15 protein-coding genes and 2 tRNA genes are annotated in these 18,995 nt (G+C 46.2%); 7 read left to right on the top strand and 10 right to left on the bottom strand.

Translation table 11 applies throughout. The features are described 5' to 3' along the window. The first annotated feature begins 294 nt into the window (after window positions 1-294). From Q1A41_RS04320 to Q1A41_RS04295, 6 genes are read left to right on the top strand one after another with little or no spacing between them, the layout of a single operon-like run. Entirely contained in the window at window positions 295-1,254 is a 960-nt protein-coding gene (locus Q1A41_RS04320; RefSeq protein WP_299975182.1) for a MoxR family ATPase, read from the top strand. A gap of 8 nt (window positions 1,255-1,262) precedes the next feature. Continuing rightward, entirely contained in the window at window positions 1,263-2,201 is a 939-nt protein-coding gene (locus tag Q1A41_RS04315; protein WP_299975179.1) for a DUF58 domain-containing protein, read from the top strand. After that, entirely contained in the window at window positions 2,194-2,808 is a 615-nt protein-coding gene (locus tag Q1A41_RS04310) for a DUF4381 domain-containing protein (protein WP_299975175.1), read from the top strand. The genes Q1A41_RS04315 and Q1A41_RS04310 overlap by 8 nt, the downstream gene beginning before the upstream one ends. Beyond that, the gene (locus Q1A41_RS04305; RefSeq protein ID WP_299975172.1) at window positions 2,801-3,820 is read left to right on the top strand and encodes a VWA domain-containing protein; all 1,020 of its coding nucleotides are present in this window, start codon (window positions 2,801-2,803) and stop codon (window positions 3,818-3,820) included. The genes Q1A41_RS04310 and Q1A41_RS04305 overlap by 8 nt, the downstream gene beginning before the upstream one ends. Window positions 3,821-3,822: 2 nt before the next feature. Then, window positions 3,823-5,778, top strand: coding sequence for a VWA domain-containing protein (locus Q1A41_RS04300; protein WP_299975170.1), 1,956 nt, complete (start codon window positions 3,823-3,825; stop codon window positions 5,776-5,778). 20 nt (window positions 5,779-5,798) lie between these two features. Next, window positions 5,799-7,613 (top strand): BatD family protein, encoded by a 1,815-nt coding sequence (locus Q1A41_RS04295; protein ID WP_299975167.1) that lies wholly within the window; start codon window positions 5,799-5,801, stop codon window positions 7,611-7,613. A gap of 94 nt (window positions 7,614-7,707) precedes the next feature. Here Q1A41_RS04295 and pepN read toward each other — a convergent pair whose 3' ends face one another. From pepN to Q1A41_RS04275, 4 genes are all read right to left on the bottom strand, one after another. Beyond that, the gene (gene pepN / locus Q1A41_RS04290) at window positions 7,708-10,431 is read right to left on the bottom strand and encodes an aminopeptidase N (RefSeq protein WP_299975164.1); all 2,724 of its coding nucleotides are present in this window, start codon (window positions 10,429-10,431) and stop codon (window positions 7,708-7,710) included. Window positions 10,432-10,489: 58 nt separating this feature from the next. Then, window positions 10,490-10,759, bottom strand: coding sequence for a DUF1315 family protein (locus Q1A41_RS04285; RefSeq protein ID WP_299975162.1), 270 nt, complete (start codon window positions 10,757-10,759; stop codon window positions 10,490-10,492). A 222-nt stretch (window positions 10,760-10,981) separates the two neighbouring features. Beyond that, window positions 10,982-11,965 (bottom strand): metallophosphoesterase, encoded by a 984-nt coding sequence (locus Q1A41_RS04280; RefSeq protein ID WP_299975159.1) that lies wholly within the window; start codon window positions 11,963-11,965, stop codon window positions 10,982-10,984. Window positions 11,966-12,157: 192 nt separating this feature from the next. After that, a complete protein-coding gene (locus Q1A41_RS04275) occupies window positions 12,158-13,027 on the bottom strand; it encodes an NAD(+) kinase (protein ID WP_299975156.1) in 870 nt (289 codons plus the stop codon). A 279-nt stretch (window positions 13,028-13,306) separates the two neighbouring features. On the opposite strand from Q1A41_RS04275, the gene Q1A41_RS04270 reads away from it, so the two are divergent. After that, window positions 13,307-14,464, top strand: coding sequence for a DUF1853 family protein (locus tag Q1A41_RS04270; RefSeq protein WP_299975153.1), 1,158 nt, complete (start codon window positions 13,307-13,309; stop codon window positions 14,462-14,464). Here the strand turns inward: Q1A41_RS04270 and Q1A41_RS04265 are convergent. The 6 genes from Q1A41_RS04265 to Q1A41_RS04240 form a co-directional block, all read right to left on the bottom strand. After that, window positions 14,432-15,529 carry a pyridoxal-phosphate dependent enzyme gene (locus Q1A41_RS04265; protein WP_299975150.1) on the bottom strand — a complete coding sequence of 366 codons (1,098 nt, stop codon included), beginning with the start codon at window positions 15,527-15,529 and terminating at the stop codon, window positions 14,432-14,434. The two genes, Q1A41_RS04270 and Q1A41_RS04265, sit on opposite strands and share 33 nt — an antisense overlap. 73 nt (window positions 15,530-15,602) lie before the next feature. Then, entirely contained in the window at window positions 15,603-16,766 is a 1,164-nt protein-coding gene (locus tag Q1A41_RS04260) for a hypothetical protein (RefSeq protein WP_299975148.1), read from the bottom strand. Window positions 16,767-17,019: 253 nt separating this feature from the next. After that, window positions 17,020-17,667 (bottom strand): hypothetical protein, encoded by a 648-nt coding sequence (locus Q1A41_RS04255; protein WP_299975145.1) that lies wholly within the window; start codon window positions 17,665-17,667, stop codon window positions 17,020-17,022. Further along, window positions 17,660-18,181 carry an RNA polymerase sigma factor gene (locus Q1A41_RS04250; protein WP_299975143.1) on the bottom strand — a complete coding sequence of 174 codons (522 nt, stop codon included), beginning with the start codon at window positions 18,179-18,181 and terminating at the stop codon, window positions 17,660-17,662. The genes Q1A41_RS04255 and Q1A41_RS04250 overlap by 8 nt, the downstream gene beginning before the upstream one ends. Window positions 18,182-18,791: 610 nt before the next feature. Then, window positions 18,792-18,868: transfer RNA gene (locus tag Q1A41_RS04245), tRNA-Asp, on the bottom strand. A gap of 45 nt (window positions 18,869-18,913) precedes the next feature. Further along, window positions 18,914-18,989: transfer RNA gene (locus Q1A41_RS04240), tRNA-Val, on the bottom strand. Between the last annotated feature and the right edge of the window lie 6 nt (window positions 18,990-18,995).

Here is an 18,995-nt window from a genome sequence, read left to right as displayed (position 1 = left end):
TGACTATTTATTGGCCCCTAGACTAGCAGGCTTAAGCATAGTTGAAAATGCTCAAATTTCCGCTTTTTTTGCACGCTGCGTCCCATTAACAGCCGGACTAAGGAAAATGGCTTTGCTGATCTAGGAACTTCACGCAAAAACCATAGGTCAAAAAGCACTGGTGGTTTTAGCTCTTGAAAAAGTGGCACCTAGACACCATTACAACACAAAGCATAAAGGGTCTTTAAAACTGGTGAAATTTTCACCTAGCCCCCATCAGAAACCGCCATGTAAACCGAAGATAAAGGCATTTTTATGACAGATAGCGCTAAACTGGCCGATTTAAGCCAATGGCTGAATGAGCACATTATTGGCCAACCAGAGCTTAGTGAACGATTGTTGATCGCCATTCTTGCCAATGGCCACCTTTTAGTCGAAGGTGCTCCGGGGCTGGCTAAAACAAAAGCCATTAAAACCCTGTCCGATGGCCTAGAAGGAGATTTTCAACGCATTCAGTTTACCCCTGACCTGTTGCCTTCTGATGTCACCGGAACCGACATCTATCGCCCGCAAAACGGCGAGTTCGAATTTAAGCCCGGGCCAATCTTTCACAACCTCGTGCTAGCCGATGAGATCAATCGCGCACCAGCCAAAGTTCAATCGGCCCTACTGGAAGCAATGGCCGAAGGTCAGATCAGTGTTGGCGGCAAAACCTACCCTCTTCCCGAGCTGTTTTTGGTCATGGCGACGCAAAACCCAATTGAGCAAGAAGGCACTTACCCTTTGCCTGAGGCACAGTTAGATCGCTTCTTGATGCATGTAGAGGTCGGCTATCCCGATACAGAAGCCGAAAAGCGCATTCTTCAGCTAACTCGTCAAGAAGACAGCAAGCTCCAGCAAAGCCCAGTTACACCGGTGACACAGCAGGATATATTTGCAATGCGCCAAGCCTGCCTAGGACTGCATATGGCCGATGCCGTTGAAGATTACATCGTGCAGCTTACAGCTGCCACCCGTAACCCAGCAGCTTACGATCCGCAACTGGCCGATTGGATAGAGTTCGGAATCAGCCCACGAGGCACCATTGCCCTTGATCGCTGTTCGCGTGCCCATGCATGGCTAAACGGACAAGAGTTTGTGAGTCCACAAAATGTACAAGCGATAGCGCACGACGTTATCCGTCACCGCTTGCTGTTGAGCTTCGAAGCCGAAGCTAATGGTATAAGCCCCAACCAGGTCATTGATCGTTTACTGCAATTAGTCCCGGTGGCGTAGTTGGATCAATGAAAAGCAATCAAGATCTGCAACTCGACGGCAGCCGCAGCGATTTAGCCAGCTTATTGCAACTTCGCCACCCTGCCCAAGAGCTAAATATCTATAGTCGCCAATACAGTCGCTCGGTATTGCTAGGACAGCAGCGAACTTCCCAACGCGGTCGTGGAATGGAATTTGAAGAAGTTCGGCAATACCAAGCTGGCGACGATGTCCGCACGATTGATTGGCGGGTAACGGCTCGTACTCAAGTGCCCCATACTAAATTGTTTCGTGAAGAGCGAGAGCGACCTGTTCTATTAGTTTGTGATCTGCGACCAAATATGTATTTTGGCAGTCAGGTTCGCTTCAAATCTGTACAACTCGCTAATCTTGCTGCGCAATTAGCTTGGGCCGCTATTTACCATAAAGATCGTGTTGGCGGGCTCGTTTTCAATGCCAAAACTCAGCATGATATTCGCCCAGCCCGAAGTAAACACCGAGTTATGGAGTTACTTCACACACTTTGCGACGACGCAGACCTAGATCTTCAACAAGACGCCATCGGCATTGCCGACATCTTATTGGACAGCCGCCGTGTCGCTCGACCAGGAAGCGCGGTGTTTATCTTGAGTGACTTTCATGATTTTGATGACGCAGCGCACCACCAATTACACTGCTTGGCCCGCCATATCGACGTTAGCTGTATTAAGATTAGCGACCCGCTCGAAAGCCAACTGAGCAAACTTCACGGCCTCTCCATTTCTGATGGCAAGCAACGCAGCCAACTAAGTGCTGGGCAAGCACTGCGGGATTTTGAGCGACAGCAAATAAACAGTACACAGTTGCTAGAGCAAGCCTGTAAAAAGTCGGCCGTTGAATTGCTGCACTGCCAAACGAATGATAACCCCGTTGCCTTTTTGAAAGAACGCTTCTCACAAAAAATAAAACGCAGGGGTAAAAATGGATAAGAACTTATTTTCTGTGTTTGCCCGTGTGCCTTATGTATTTACCCTGCTTGCGGCTGCAATTTTTTCTAAGCTCATGCTAATAAGTCCAGCATTCGCGCAAGTTGCTACAAGCGGAGCCAAGCCAGGAAGTACGGATCCCCTTGCAGAATTACGTGATATTCGCCTACCTGCAGAGCCAAACTTAATTCCACCAGGCTTGCTCTGGTTCTCGTTAATCGTATTTATCGCTCTTATTACAGCCCTAATTGCATTGCGAAAATATAAGCAGTCTGCAAATTACAATAGTAAATTAAAAAACCAGTGGGCGATTAAAGAATTTGATGCAATTCCACAAGAAAACAAATTGGAGTTTATTCAGCAAGCCAATGCCCTATTAAAACGCGTAGCTATTGTACACTATTCTACAGAAAATCCGGCGGGCTTGAATCAACAACAATGGCTGATCTTTTTATCTAGGCATTGCCCTGAGCTCGATCCGCAGGCCTTGCAACTATTGTCTGAAGCGCCCTACTGGCCTGCTGAAAAGTTATCCAACAGCAACATCGCGCCACTGCAACAAGCTTGTCGAACTTGGTTATTACGCCACCAAGGAGGAAGTCATGCTTGAATTTCTCTGGCCCATACTACTCCTACTACTGCCTCTACCTTTGCTGTTTAGAAAAATTTTATCTAGCAAGCAAGATAGTAGTGCCGCGTTGAAAGTACCCTTTTACCAGCAGCTGGCTCAACCACAAGCGCATCAAGCCCAAGCCAAGTGGCACTTGCTGCTTTTGTGGCTTATATGGCTTTGCCTATTGCTGGCCTGCGCCAGACCGGTATGGATTGGCGAACCCATCGAAATGCCCTCCAGCGGTCGAGATCTATTAATGGCGGTAGATATCTCAGGCTCCATGAAAACACCAGATATGGAAGTGGAAGGCGAGCAGGTTCCTCGACTGTGGGCTGTTAAAGCGGTGGTCGGCGAATTTGTCGAACGCCGTAAACATGATCGCTTAGGCCTAGTATTATTTGGCAGCCGTGCCTATTTACAAGCCCCGCTGACCTTTGATCGCGCTACCGTAAAGCAACTACTAGATGAGGCCCAATTGGGGTTTGCTGGTGAGAAAACCGCTATTGGCGATGCGATCGGCTTGGCCATTAAACGCTTACGTGAACGTCCGGCCGATTCACGCGTGTTAATTCTGCTAACTGATGGCGCCAATACAGCGGGCGAGGTTGCCCCGCTCAAAGCCGCGGAGCTGGCAAAGCAAACACAAGTTAAAATTTACACCATTGGCATAGGCGCCGATCAGATGACTATACCTGGTGTGTTTGGCAGTTCCTTTGGCAGCCGCACGGTTAACCCATCGGCCGATCTAGATGAAGACAGCCTACAGAAAATCGCACAGATGACAGGTGGTCAGTATTTTCGCGCCCGCAATCCGCAGGAGCTGCAAAAAATCTATCACCTGCTTGATCAGCTAGAACCGATTGAACAGGCCGAAGAAACTTACCGACCACAAAAATCTTTTACACATTGGCCATTGGGTATTGCTTTACTTTTGATTAGCTTACTACTGATCCTTAAAAATGCCTTTCAACTAAGCGCTAAAATGCGCCGCAGCGAGATGGAGGGCTAAAGATGGAAGTCATTGATAATTTTCACTTTTTACGCCCTTGGGCACTCTTACTGATCCCTGTGCTTGTCACATTGCTTTACCTATCAGTACAGCAGGCAAGCGGACGTTCCGCTTGGAATAAGTGGATTGATAAAAAATTATTAGCGTCTCTATTAGTTGACCAAGATGCCTTACAACGTCAAACACCATGGTGGCTAATGGCTATAATTCTGTGCTTTGGGGTTGTGGGGCTGGCCGGGCCAAGTTGGGAAAAAATTCCGCAACCGATTATTCAAAAGCAAGATGCCCTAGTCGTTGTTCTCGACCTTTCGCCATCGATGAATAGCCAGGACATAAAACCTTCTCGCTTGAGTATAAGTCGCTTTAAGCTGATCGATTTGATGAAGCTACGCAAAGAAGGACAAACCGGCTTGATAGTTTATGGCGGTGAAGCGCATATTGTTACCCCTTTAACAGATGATGTCGAAACGATCATCAACTTACTGCCAGTACTGAAACCCAATTTAATGCCAATACCGGGTAGTAATACTGAATCTGCGATTGAACGCGCTGTCCAACTATTAAAAGATAGCGGCCGCCAGTATGGCGACATCCTATTGCTCAGCGATGGCGTCACCCCTGTTGCCAGTGAAGCGATCAACGATCTATTGGACGGCAGCCCCTTTCGATTATCGGTAATGGCTGTCGGCAGCCAAGAAGGCGGCCCAATTCCGAGCGGCAGAGGATTTATCAAAGACCAACAAGGCAATATCGTTATTGCAAAAACCGATATTAAAGCGCTAGAAAATCTAGCAAATGACAATGGCGGAAAATTTGTCCAGCTAAGCCCAAGCGAGCAAGATTTACAGTCTTTAGAGCTGTTTTGGCAAAATCGCGGCGACCTACCCTTTGGCAAGCAAGATCAGCAAGACAGCCAAGTCGATCGCGAGTTTGACCAATGGCAAGATAATGGACACTGGCTGGCACTGTTGTTGTTAGCATTTTTCCCTTTTGCCTTCCGTAAAGGCGGACTTATAAGCACATTTGCAACTCTCACCCTATTGAGCTCGTTACTCGGCCTGCCATCTGTTCCTGCTATGGCTGAAGTCGAGCAGGAAAACCGCTCTGCTAACGCTCAAAGTGAAAGCCAAGACAGTCTGATAGATCAACTTTGGTACTCCAAAGATCAGCGCGCCCTAAAGGCCTACCAAGCTCAAGACTATAACAAGGCCAGTGAGCTGTTTAAAAACCCGCAATGGCAGGCCCTTTCTGATTACCAAGGTGGACAATTCGATAAGGCGGCAGAATCATTAGCAAACCTTAGTAAAGACAGCCAAGACCCAGAACTGCATTACAATCTAGGCAATGCGCTCGCTAAGGCTGGCCAATTCGATGAGGCCATCAAAGCCTATGATCGTGCGCTTAAACTTAAATCCGATTTTGAGGACGCCAAATTCAACAAAGAGCTGATAGAAAAACTAAAACAGGAAAATCAGCAAGAAAACGATCAAAATCAGCAAAATCAAGAATCTGAACAGCAAGACTCCAATGAACAGGAATCAGATTCCCAGCAAGATGAGCAAGGCTCTGACAATAAGGAAAACGCCGAAGACCAGCAACAAGATCAAGAGTCGTCTGATAACTCAAACGAAGAGGCACAAGACGAACCTTCCGATAAGCCAAAAGAGAATAACGAAGAAGAAAACAAAGAAGAGCAAGAAGCTAAGAGCCAGCAAAACGATGAATCAGACACCCAAGAACAAGAGACTGAAGAAGAGCAAGCACAAGCCATGGCTGGCCCAGAGGAGTCGCTAAGCGATGAAGAGAAGCAGGCGCTAGAGCAATGGTTAAAGCAGGTTCCAGATGACCCCTCTGGCCTATTGCGGGAAAAGTTCCTTTATGAAGAACGCCAAAAGCAGTTGGCGATTCGCAATGGCCAGCTAAAGCTACCCAAGAACGATGCCCATAAGCGTTATTAGGACGAGATTCAACAAAAAAAATGATGAGCAAACAAAACAACAATGGCGCCGCGTCTAAGTACAGAAAGAATAAGTGCATAGAAAAAAATCCAAGGCTTTCTTTACGAGCTAAGGCCTTGGCCCTTTTAAGTCTTTTAGTGTTCAGCAGCGCCAGCTTTGCGTTGAACATCACGGCCAAAGTCGATAGAAACAGTATAGCAATGAGCGAAACACTCACTCTTACAGTGGCCATAGACGAACAAGCCGCTTTTAGTGCGCCGTCATTTGACGAGCTACAACAAAACTTTGATATATTGAGGCAGCATAAGAGTAATCGCTACCAGAGCATGAATGGGAAAGTTAGCTCAATCACCGAGTGGGTGTTAACACTAGGCCCTAAACGCGAAGGGCAGCTAATTATTCCTAGCTTTGAATACGACGGCGAGTTTTCCGATGCCATCCCTATTACGGTGAGTAAACAGGGCAATAGTAGCGGAGTAAAACGGGATATCTTCTTAGAATCCACGACAGATAAAAATACCGCCTATGTTCAAGAGCAAATCATTTACACACAAAAACTGTACAGCGCAGTCAATATAAGCAGCTTTGATCCAGAACCCCTGCAGCTGGACAAGGCGAAAGTTGAACTGCTTGCTCAGTTTGACTACCAGACTCGCATTAATGGCCGCCCTTACGTCGTGGTTGAAACCCGTTATGCAATCTACCCACAGCACAGCGGCAAGCTTACATTACCTAATCTTCGTTGGAGCATTGGTGTTAGTGGCGGTCGCAGAAATATATTCGACCCGTTCAACAATAGCAGCGGCCGAATACATCGCTTACAAAGCGATGCAATAGACTTAGAGATTAAAGCGAGTCCTGAAAAATCCACCGACTGGTTACCAGCGGAACAACTCACGATTAGCCAAAGCTGGAGTAGCGATCCAGAACAAATGCAGGTAGGCGAGCCCATCACTCGAAAAATTGAAATCACGGCTAAAGGCCTAACCGCCGCACAACTGCCTAATATTGATATGGGCGAGGCAACTGAGCTGCAAGGCCACATAAAAACCTACCCAGAGCAGCCTCAAAGCGAGGACGAAAAAGACAACAGCGGAATTACCGGCACTCGTCGTATTTCCACTGCAATCATTGCCAGCAAAGCTGGCCCGCTTACCCTGCCAGCTATTGAAATACGCTGGTGGAATACCGCTCGCCAACAATGGCAAAGCGCCAAGCTTCCCGCGATGGATATTAATGTCAAAGCTTCGACAGCAAATCCGAGCCAAACCCAAGACCTGGAACCTTCAGTAGCTAGCGCCGTATCCAGCGACAGCAAAGAGCTATCAGGCAGTGCGTTGCCTGAAGAAGAGCAGGCAAACAGAAATAAGCTTAGCCAAGCCAGCAGCGATACAGCGAGCACGTGGATTATCTTTTCCCTGCTCAGTTCCATTTTAGTAATTGCCCTTGCTCTACTGAGCGCCAAGCTCTGGCGAGACAACAAACAATTGAAACAGCAGTTTAAGCTAAGCCAAGTTAAGCCAAGTAATGAAAGACAAAATGGGGCAAGCGCGGAAACTGTCATTGCCGAGGCTGATGCGCAAACACAATTTCAAAGCTTGCAAAGCTATATCAATGACCAGAAGAGCCAGCACAGCAACTTTGAAAACTACTATGCACACAGTGAACTGCAAGAATTATTCAAAAATTTAGAAGCACAGCTATATAGTGCCCAAGCAGAAGCTGCACAAGCGATTGATCAAGCTGCTCTCAGGAGGGCCATCTCGGCACTTGAAGCACAACTTAATCAAGAGCAGCAAAGCGACTCTGCGCTGCCACCTCTCTACCCCCATTAGGCCAAAGTGGCTTGCCTCTTAGTGGCCAATTAATTCTGAAATCACAAAAAAAGCCAGCTAGATACTGGCTTTTTTGATTAACAGAGTGTCAATCTTAAAGGCTTTTCTCTACCAACTCGCGTACATCTTTAGAGAGCTCACAGTCGGCAATGTTTTTTAACGCCGATTTCATAAGAGACTGCCTAGCCCCCGCAAATTTATGCCAGCGAGTTAAAGGAACTAACAATCGAGCGGCAATTTGGGGGTTGTGCTTATCTAAGGCAAGAACCTCTTCAGCTAAGAACTGATAGGCTTTATCACTTGGCTGGCCCTCACCATCACAGGCATGAAAAGCCATTAAGTTCTGGCCACAAAAGGCCGCAATCAAGGAGCGTACTTTATTTGGGTTTAAAGCATCATAGGCCGGGTGTTGTTTTAGTGTGACCACCCTTGCCAGCGCATCACTTGATCTTCGCAAGGCCTGGCTTTGCAACCATAAATTGACCACCAGCGCTTCACTTTTCCACTGCTGGTAAAAACTATCTAGAGCCTGTTCAGCTTGTTGTGCGGCACAATCTGCATTTAGTAAAACCTGTAATGCAGAAATTTGGTCGCTCATATTATTCGCGTGCTGAAATTGTTCAACACAAGACTGAATAAGTTGTTCAGATGCAGCGCCCTGCTCCCCCTTATCTACCGCTAGCATTAAATAACTAAGCGCCGTATTTTTTAAACTTCGCCCAGCAATCTGCGTGGCTTTGGCCTGATAAGTTACTCCATGATCGTAGGCCTGATAAATAGATTGAAACTCATCAAAACAGGCGTTTGCTATGGCCAAACGTAATGTCTCGCGAGACGCATCCAGTTTTTCCAATTGCACTTGTTGGCGTAATTCAATCAAGTAGCTTAAAGAAGGAAGCTGCAACATCAATGCGACCATCGCCGGATCTGCGTTTTCGTCCCGCAATAGTGCTTTAAATGCTTCCGCTATAGGTTGGCATAAATACTGTTGCTCTTGCACATCATCTAGCGCGACCGTTTCTAGCTCTTCAATAGCATTTAGCAACAAAGACTGACAGGCATCCCAACGCGTAAAACCGTCGCTTTCCATGGTCATCAAACGCAATAGTTGCTGGTGATCACGTTGAAAATGCAACTTGACTGGCGCTGAAAAACCACGCAATAGAGAAGCCGTTGGGCGCTCCGGAACATCACTAAAACACAACTCCGTTACCGCTTCTTTTAGCTCAATAATTGCCTGGGTGTTATCAGAGCTTTCAAAATCCGCTTCTTGATCTTTTAGACGAATGGCTAACGCCCCCGCTTCGCCCCATAAACTGACATTCAGCGGAATGAGATAGGGCTGTTTTTCACTGCTTTCAGGCGTTGGGCGACAATACTGTTCGATACGAAGCTTGTACTCACGGGCCTCTTCATCGTAGTCTTCAGTAACGCTCAGCTCAGGGGTTCCCGCTTGCTGATACCAGTGCATAAACTGCGTAAAATCACGGCCTGATACTTCAGCCATTGCCGCCACAAAATCCTCTACAGTGACCGCTTGGCCATCATGGCGATCAAAGTACAAATCAGAGCCTTGGCGAAAAAGTTCTTCTCCCAACAAGGTATGCAGCATACGAACAATTTCAGCGCCTTTTTCATAAATAGTTAAGGTGTAGAAATTTGAGATCTCTACGAAAGATGCCGGTCTGACCGCATGAGCTAAGGGGCCGCCGTCCTCGGCAAATTGCGCGCTGCGAAGCAAACTAACATCCTCTACTCGCTTGACGGTTGACGATCCCATATCTGCGGAAAATTGTGCGTCTCGAAAAACAGTAAAACCTTCTTTAAGAGATAACTGAAACCAATCACGGCAAGTCACCCGGTTTCCCGACCAATTATGGAAGTATTCATGGGCCACAACGCCTTCCACCCTTTGAAAACCTGCATCTGTGGTTGTTTCTGCCTTAGCCAATACACAGGAGGTATTAAAGATATTGAGCCCTTTATTTTCCATCGCCCCCATATTAAAGTCATCGACAGCGACAATCATAAATATATCGAGATCGTATTCACGCCCATAAACTTCTTCATCCCAGCGCATAGAGTTTTTAAGGGAATCCATAGCATGCTGACACTTATCGAGATCTTTGGCTTCGACAAAAATTTGCAACAATACCTTTCGACCACTTTTCGTAACAAAATAATCTTCCACAGATTCAAGGTCACCTGCCACCAAGGCAAAAAGATAGGCCGGTTTTTTATGGGGATCGTGCCAGCGAACTAATCGACGTCCATTTTCTAAAATTGTATCTTCAATCTTATTACCATTACTGAGCATTACCGGGTACGCACTGCCTCGGGCTTCAATACTGGTAAAAAATTCGCTCATCACATCAGGGCGATCGAGGTAATAGCTGATTTTTCGAAAACCCTCTGCCTCACACTGTGTGCAATACATGCCACTGGATTTATACAAGCCTTCCAATGAGGTGTTGTTTTGAGGCTCTATTTGCGTTTTAACCGCCAACTCAAAACTCAAGTCATTGTTCGCCAGATCCAGAGCTAAATGATCCATACGGATGGACAGCCCCGCCTTATCTAGCGAGTAATCTTCTTCCAAGATGGCTTGCCCGTTTAACTCCAGCGACAGCAATTCCAAATCTTGCCCATGTAAGGCCAAACTCAATCGTTCTTCAGCACTAGCGTCTGGATTAACACGCATGCTCATTCGATTAAAAACAGTGGTTTTGTCATCGTGCAAATCGACATACAAATCCGTACGATCAATCCAGTAGGCTGGCGCCCTATAGTCTTTTAGGTATATGGTTTTATCGCTCACGATGACACTTCACTTTTGGATAGGGGGTAGGTAATTTTTACTGAATCAAAGAGTCTGGCTAGTGTTTCCAGTTTAAAGGCTGCTCTTCATCGGCTTCGGCAATTTCGCCGCTGCCACCACAGTGCTGATGAGGCTTAGGCGGGATATAAGCGGTGCGCTCATCTTCAGCGATATGCTTGTGCTCATAAGCAATGACAGCCTGTAGGCATAATTCCCTTTGCTCTTTACTTAGCGGCCTGCCATCAGGCCACTTACCCAGCTCAATAGCCCTTTTTAGGTTCTGATAGATGGCCGGGTCAATACTGTCTAAAAGTTGTTCAAAATTCATAGCTGGACCATAAGGAATGAAGTAAGGCCTGCGCAGGCAAGCACTAGCCAGATAATAGCCTTGTGTTAATTGCCAATCGGCAGCAAACAAGGCTACACCGGTACAATTGTGCTTCTTATTATACACCGCAGCTAGACCAGCTGTATAAGGCTCGATGCACACGCAGGAAGTAATTACTGGCAGAATCGTATATCGCCTACAAACTAAGCACTGCGTATAAAACTAGAGAATACCGTGCTCTTGGGAATCATTAAGAGTTTCTTTGGCGACATCTACCCATACAAACTTTTCGTCTTGTAGGCTCTGCTCGCCGTCAAAGCGATAGGCAACCAACTTGCCATCCTTTACCGCGCTGTAGTCCAAGCAGGCTACATTTGGTCGTAGGGCCCTTGGCTCGCCGCTAAGCCAATAATGCCCAATAAAAATAGGTGGCTGATCACCGCTATAGTTAAGTAGATTATTCTTCTCGTCAGCATCCAGTTCACGGCTGGCTATATCTTCAGGTAAAGGATCTGGCTGGAATACCACATCTCGATAAGTTGCTGGTTTTTCGGCCCAAAACTTAGTACGAAAGAATCGACGAGTATAACCATCTTGGCTTTTTAAGCTGCGCCCATCGGGCAGCGGCAAGACAGTTCCACGAGTTAAGCGGTCAAGAAAGCGAGAAATAAAGCTACCCCGGGTCATCGCCAACCGCCAGAAATCTGTGGGCGTCAAACCGGCAAAGTCACGCTTGAATTGAATGATCATATCTTCATCCCAACAGGCGTGGACAACTCGACAAGCAGGCAACTCAAGAAAAATTGGGAGGCTTTCAAACCAGGAAACATGGGATTGCCATTCAGACTCGTAGCCTTCAAATTGCAGCCTTGTTTCCTCGATTAAGCGATCACTCGTAGTAGCACCTTTTCCACGTAGACGTTCATAGGCAATTGCATGCAACTCGTGATTGCCCAAAACCATTACAGCAGCGCCCTGCTCCACCATTGGCCTGATAATTTGCACGCAGCGTCGTATTGCTGGGCCACGATCTATCACATCACCCAAAAACACAGCTTGACGGCTGGGGTGTTGGTAAAGGCCGTTGCTGCAAGAATAGCCGAGCCTTTCCAATAGGCATAGCAAGCTTTGGGCGCAGCCATGGATATCGCCAATAATGTCAAACCCCGTAATTTCACGGGCTGTGGAGGTACTGCTGTGCATCATCTCGTGTTCTTCTAGCAGGCTTCTCTCATACTTAGCAATCCTAAAGAATGCTCTGGCTTAGTGACCGTTTTTAATTACGGCCATTAGCAATCAATTCAGCGCTTCATACTCTATCTAGCGGCCATTAACACTAGAATTTTACCGCCAGTATTAATTGAAGCTTTAGCTTAGCAAAGCCGGATTAATCTTCCCTTAACTGCTCCAGCCCAACTTAGATCGACAAGTCTCGTAAAAATTTTGATTAAGTGGATGCATAAGCTTTACTTTACGAGACTTCTTATGCACCAAGATTTCGTCGCCAGGCTCGGTGATAACGTGAGTTTGACCATCACAGGTTACATGGGGTTTAGCCGTGTTATTAGTGCCGATTACAATTTTCAAATCGCTACTACCATCGACCACAATCGGCCGGCTATTCAAAGCATGGGCATGCATAGGCACCAAGACAATGGCATCCAGCTTTGGATGCATCAGCGGGCCGCCACCACTTAAGGCATACGCCGTAGAACCTGTTGGGGTGGAAATGATTAGCCCATCAGAACGCTGGCGATAAACAAAGTGCTCATCGATATAGAGTTCAAATTCAATCATGCGAATAAATTGACCTGGGTGAATAACCACGTCATTCATAGCATCTCCACCGCTTACCCACTGGCCATTCCTTTGCACCGTCATCTGCAGAAGAAAACGCTCCTCCATGACATACTTACCATCGAGAACCTCACCAACTAAGGTATCAATGTCTTCTGGCGCAATATCAGTCAGGAAGCCCAAACGCCCTCGGTTTACACCTAAGATAGGAATCTTATATTTCACCAGGGCTCGGCTAGCGCTCAGAATACTGCCATCACCACCTACCACAATAGCTAAATCGCAGGTTTTTCCGAGAGTCTCATAGTTACAAACCTCCATATTATGACCAGGCAATAACGTCGCGGTCTCCTTTTCAAGCACCACATCCAGATTGCGGGTATTAATAAAGCTAATCAGGTTTTTGAGCGAAGATTGTACGCTTTCACTGCCCAAACGGCCGATCAAGCCAATACGTTTAAATTCAGCCATAGTGTAATTCTAATTGTTAGCAGACCAGTGGTACTGCCTAAACTGACATTTTGGTCGGTTTTGACACCCAACCACCTAAAATCCGTACTTGTGTAGGACTACAGAGCTTACACACTGAGTTTATTATATGATAAGCCGAGGTATAAGGCCCACGCTTAATAAGGCTCTTACAGAGAATTCACCAATGATAGCGAATTCTCTAATGCAAAGTCTCTAAGGTAAACACAATACCAGTAGCCTATCTAAGAGACGCAAACCAGTTAGAGATATAGAACAATAATGAGTTTAGCCTCCGTACCCAATCAAGCCAAAAGTCGCCAGGCGACAGCACAGGGTGATTTCGACCCCAATAAGGTATTGTCGGCGATTCAAACAGAAAGCAGGAAAGTTGGCGCTCATAATCAAAAAGCCAGCATTAATGATCATAAAATCAGTAACGTCCAAAGAGATTTAGACTGGCTATTGAGTTCAAGCGACATGCTCGACCTTAAACCCTACCTTTCGCAATGCGAAACCGAGCTTCATATCGATTGCTTTCAACGTCCAGAAACACGCTGCCTACTTGAGACTCAGCATGTATCAGAGCAACGCCGCTTGGGTCTATATGCCGAAGACCTGTTAAGCGCCTATTTTTCCCACCCCGAGAGTTCGCAAATCCTCATCTCGAGAAACTTGCAAATACAAAACCCAGGTTTTAATGAAGGTAGAACCGTAGGAGAGTTTGATTTTCTTACTCAAGACAGACGCAGCAAGCGATACCTGCATACTGAAATGTGCTGTAAGTTCTACCTAGGCTTGGCAATCACCGAGGCGAATAATACCGAAGAAAAAGAAAGCGCCACAAGCTCCTGGCAATATTGGCTGGGGCCAAATTGCAATGATCGTCTAGATATTAAAATGTCCAGACTCATCGAACGTCAGCTCACCTTAAGTGAACACCCCGCATCGAAACAACGTTTGATGGAGCTCGCAATCACCCCAGTTGACGCGCAGTATCTATTACGAGGAAGACTATTCTTCCCCGCTTACAAGGCCATGGCTGCACCACAACACTCTTCAAAAGACCAACTTAAAGGCTTATGGATTTGTCATAGCGAAGTTGAGAAATTCTATGAAGACATGAGTAAAATGTGGCAAGACTGGTGGTTCACTCAACTCAATAAACTGGAGTTTATGGCCGCTCGCCCAAGCCATTGTTATCAGCACCCTTTACTGTCTAAAGATCGTTTCAAAAATTATATCGACGATTACTTTCGAAATGGCGTACAAGGGAAAGCAAAAAATCAGGTAAAACTAGCGCGCCCCCTACCACTGGTTCTCAGCCCAACAACAAGTCAAACAGCTAATATGGGCTTTACCGAGCTTAGGTTGTTCGTTGTTCCAGACAGCTGGACAGAACTTGCTTCAAAGCAAGCCATAACCCCTTCGCCCCTGTAAACCACCACTGTGAATAAAGAGAATTTTTTCAGCGTCAAAAAGAAAACTATTATTTGCTTTTGCCAAACTAGCTGACGTTGCTAAATTTTTTGATGACCATATTGCTGCCATCGCTTTTGCTGTGTATACAGGATCTAGGGGTATACCATAGCGATGCTCAAATTCTGATAAAAACAACTGCAACTCAATTGGAAATTTTCCATAAGCACCAAATTGAAACCCATCTAAAAGCTGCCAACTAACAGTGTTTGACCAATTAGCGTCATTAAGAGCATCGCACTGATGAGCATTTAACTCAGCAAGCTGTTGTCGCAGCAGTGCAATGTCTTCTGACAGACCTTGTTGGCCATCTATAGTGTGTAAATTTATTACTGGAACAATGACGACACGACGAGCAGCGGGAGACTTCCCTTGTAATCTTGAGCGAGCCGCAGCCAAATCTAAGCCTGCAATAATACCTGCCGCCGTACTACCGGTGCCTGCTGCCACGACTATGGTGCTGGCTTCTTTATTAAACGCCGCCATACCTATGGCCTGGGCACCCCAAGCACCAACAAGTTGACCGCCACCTTCAGGGATACAAATAAATGAGCCAAGCTGCTGCTGCAAACCTTCCAGGTATGCCGAGCTTTGCTTATTACGATAGTCCTTACGGCTCACAAAATGCAATCGAGCACCCATTGACTGTAAGTCCGACAAGCAAGGGTTCAACTCACCTTGATGGAGCCCCCTTAATACACATATCAAACTCGTTTCTCGACGCTGGGCCTCAGCCGCCAAGGCATACAGGTGATTCGAATAATGCCCACCAAAACTGAGCAGAGGAAGATCAGGGTGCTGCTCGGCTAACTGCCAATACAATGCTTGCTTAAAAAATTTATTGCCACTAGCACGCTGGCAAACCTTGTCCAAACGCCAAACATCTATTGCTACAAGCTCCCCGTTTAGGTTCGAACAAGCATCAATTGTCTGACAAACTTGGGCCAGTGCTGCGTGGTATAGATTATCGAGTAGATTCTGCTGAGTCGAGCCGGAAAAGTCTTTAAAGTCCCCAAATTGAATCATAACCATGCCGTTCTATAAGCAGCGAAATTTACTCCCAAGATCGGGAAAAGCAAATTCTAGCAACTCAAGCTACTTAAGCAAGTGATTCCTTAGGCGAACCCTCACATTGATGATGCACGCAAAAGTCACTACGCCCAGGTACAAATGCTGACAAATCTCTCACTGCATCCAACGCCACCTTGCACATCACCCCGGTCTCATCGAACCCTTGGCATATAGGCTGGTGCCTATGCTTTAACCAGGCGCCATAAACATCCGGCGACACGCCGCATAAATTTGCAACATATACCAAAGGCGCCGCCAAGTAATCCACAACTTCATCATATGGGATATGAACAACACCAATGCCCGGGTGATCAACATGCAGTTTTACACTGCGCAGCTGTAACTGTTTTAGCAGCGAAGCTTGATCAGAAAAACCTTCTCCAAGTTCTTGCTCTAACTCCGACTCCAGATCTTTTATTTGCCTCGCCTGCTGCTTGATATAGAGTTTCGCCTGACGAAGCTTCGCCTGCCATTTCACCTCACGCTGCTCAATTGTTTGGCTAAGGGTGTCGTATAAAGATTTTTGAAAACGGCTTTCAAGATGCTTAATTTGAGAATTTAAAGCGCTATTTTGATCCCTTAGCTTCGCAAGCTCGAGCTGCTGCAAATTTATTTGTTGCTCAAAGGCCTTACGCTGCTTTTCTAGCACAGGCTCATCAATGTCACTTTGCACATGACTTGCCAGGTTGGTTAACACCAAGGGAGCCTCGCTATCATCAATTTGCAAAGCAGGAATTTCACTGGTTAAACTTTGCTGCCTATTTATTTGGCCTAATCCGAGTTGATTTTCCTTAATTACGCGGCACAAAGCATCAAGCTGCTCTGCAAATGGCTCCCAGAGCTTTTGTTGATGCCAAGCAATACTGCAATTAGAGTAGCTGGCGATACGGATACCACAATCAAGGGAATGTTCCGAGCTAGCCTGGCAAGCGAGTTGTTTAATTGGGGTATTCCAATGTAAATCAGGACGCCCTGAAACATCAAAATTCAGATGGAAGAAAACAACAGCGTCTACGCTTAGATCAGGGTTCACCAGGAGAAAAGCACACTGGCAGCGTCGGCCGATATAGTCAACCAGAGGTACAAAGCCATCAAGCACAGATTCAAACTCTTCTACCAACATTTGTCGGCTGACTTCTGCGCCCTCGAAAAACACAACCAGCTGATGCTGATCAGCTCTTATTTCACCCATCGACTTCCCTCCTCAGGCCCTTAACAAACTTCCACACAATGGCTCTCCTAGAGCAAAAATTCGGTGGAAATGTTAAGTAGACAACATCCTTGTCATGTTGCTTTACTTGTCAGCTAAGTCTAAACCTAGGGCTATCTAATTTCTAGGGCAAAATCATGACGAGTTCTAACTTTTAAGATCCTTAGTTAACTTATACGCCACAGGCAAAGAGCAACGGTGAATCGACAATAGCGCTTGCAGTAGGCTACAGCATTTAAATACTGCGGGTTTTTGCGAAAAGTATCCCCTTATCCACCCATATCTCAACAGCAACTCCCTTGTGGTAGCGAATAATTGAGGCCTGCCCTTGCACCAGCTTGGGTAAAGCCCCAAATATCGACTCTCGGTAATCAACTTGATATAAGGTTTCATACTCTCCTTGGATACTCTTGGCACTGCGAATTTGTGCCGCCGGGATACTTAACAGAGAACAATAACGACCACCGCCATAAATGAAACTGTCCAATAACGCCGATTTTTGCAATCTAAAATCCAACTGCACGAAGCTCTGTTTCAGCTCATGAAAATCACTCTCTATAAAATCGAGAGGTCTTTGCTTCAGATGGTTGTAAACCACCTCGGCAGCAATCGCATCAGCCTTCGGCCATGGATCATCGAGTGGACGCCATTGATATTGAAAGAAGGCCATAACAGCCAACAAAAAACAGCAGGCCAAAGCCCATTTTGGAAATAAGCGATTCGAGAATTGCTTGGCAGAAGAAGACTCTGTTAGCGACTCTGCCCTCCTCTTACTATTGGAATGATTTAGCTCTTGAAGCGAATTCAATCGCGCCAGCTGTTTATCAGTCAGCTTGGCCGACTGATAATGATCTTGTAGTTCCAACTTCAAAGGCTTAGGCATAATAATTCCCACTATTTTGAAGAGCATCTTTTACAAAGGCTGTGGACAGCAAACGATTGCGCAAACGATAAATTTTTGAAAGTAACGTGCCCTTTGGCATGTTTAACAAATCGGCAAGTTCACTTGTGCTATAGCCCTCCACAGCCCAAAGGAACAATATTTCACGCTCCTGCGAGCTCAGCTCGCCCAACAATTGAGCAATAAAGTTCTGATCAATAGATAAAGACTCGAGCGCTTTAATGTCGTAATCTTGAGGCGACCCTTCTTCATCATAAGTCTCATGCTGATAACGGGCATCGCGACGTTTAATATCAATAAAAGCGTTTCGAACGCTTCGTATCAAATAAGGGATGGGATCTTCTAAATCGGGTATCGGCGGTTCTAAGAATCTACTAATTGCACCATGGACCAAATCGTAGGCGAGATCGGCATCCGCACCAAGGGACAGCGCATAACGATACAATCGGTTTAAGTTTTGCTCTTCTATCATCCCACCTGGCTCTCTAAAATTCACAGGGTGTTTCTAAGGACAATCTAAATACCATAAACCCAACAGAATCATGACACAGGCATATTCGCTGTGAAACAAAGCTCTGCTGTAATTAGTACATTGCCGCATCATTAATAACGCTACTAAAACTCATTTGATTGCAATGAATAGCGGCGCCTTGGATTGGGCAATCGATTTTGAACAGAAATTTAGCGGGTAGCTAGGGCTTGGATTTACCCTAACGAACTCGATGTCGCCAGGGTTTACAGGGGGGCAAACGAGGAGTGAATTAAAACTCACAGAAGTCGTCGACTTCATCATCCTCATATTCGTCACCGAGCAACAGCTCCAGCAACTCTTCTAAATAGTCTTGCATAGTATTCACCAAATAAATGTTTTACCCATACAGATTAGATGGCCGATATGGCAAGCAAGTTAAATTTTTATTGCAGTTTAGTGACCAACAAGAGGCTTGGCTTAACGGCTTTGAAGTAAAGAAACAGGCATACCGGGTCGACGGGGTCAGAACCCAAGGGTTCTGACCCCAATTCGGAGTCGAGATACTGAATTAAATTAAACGACTATAAAAAAGGCATAAAAAAGGCCGCAATTGCTTGCAGCCTTTTTGGAATAGTGGCGGACCGGACGGGACTCGAACCCGCGACCCCCGGCGTGACAGGCCGGTATTCTAACCAACTGAACTACCGGTCCGCTATATCTTCTTAAGAGCCAAATTTAAGTTCACGCGCTTAAACTTGGTGGGTGGTACAGGGATCGAACCTGTGACCCTCGCCTTGTAAGGGCGATGCTCTCCCAGCTGAGCTAACCACCCCCTTCA

The sequence above is a fragment of the uncultured Pseudoteredinibacter sp. genome, assembly GCF_947502065.1.
Taxonomy (GTDB): domain Bacteria; phylum Pseudomonadota; class Gammaproteobacteria; order Pseudomonadales; family Cellvibrionaceae; genus Pseudoteredinibacter.
This window is presented reverse-complemented; position numbering and strand designations above follow the sequence as displayed.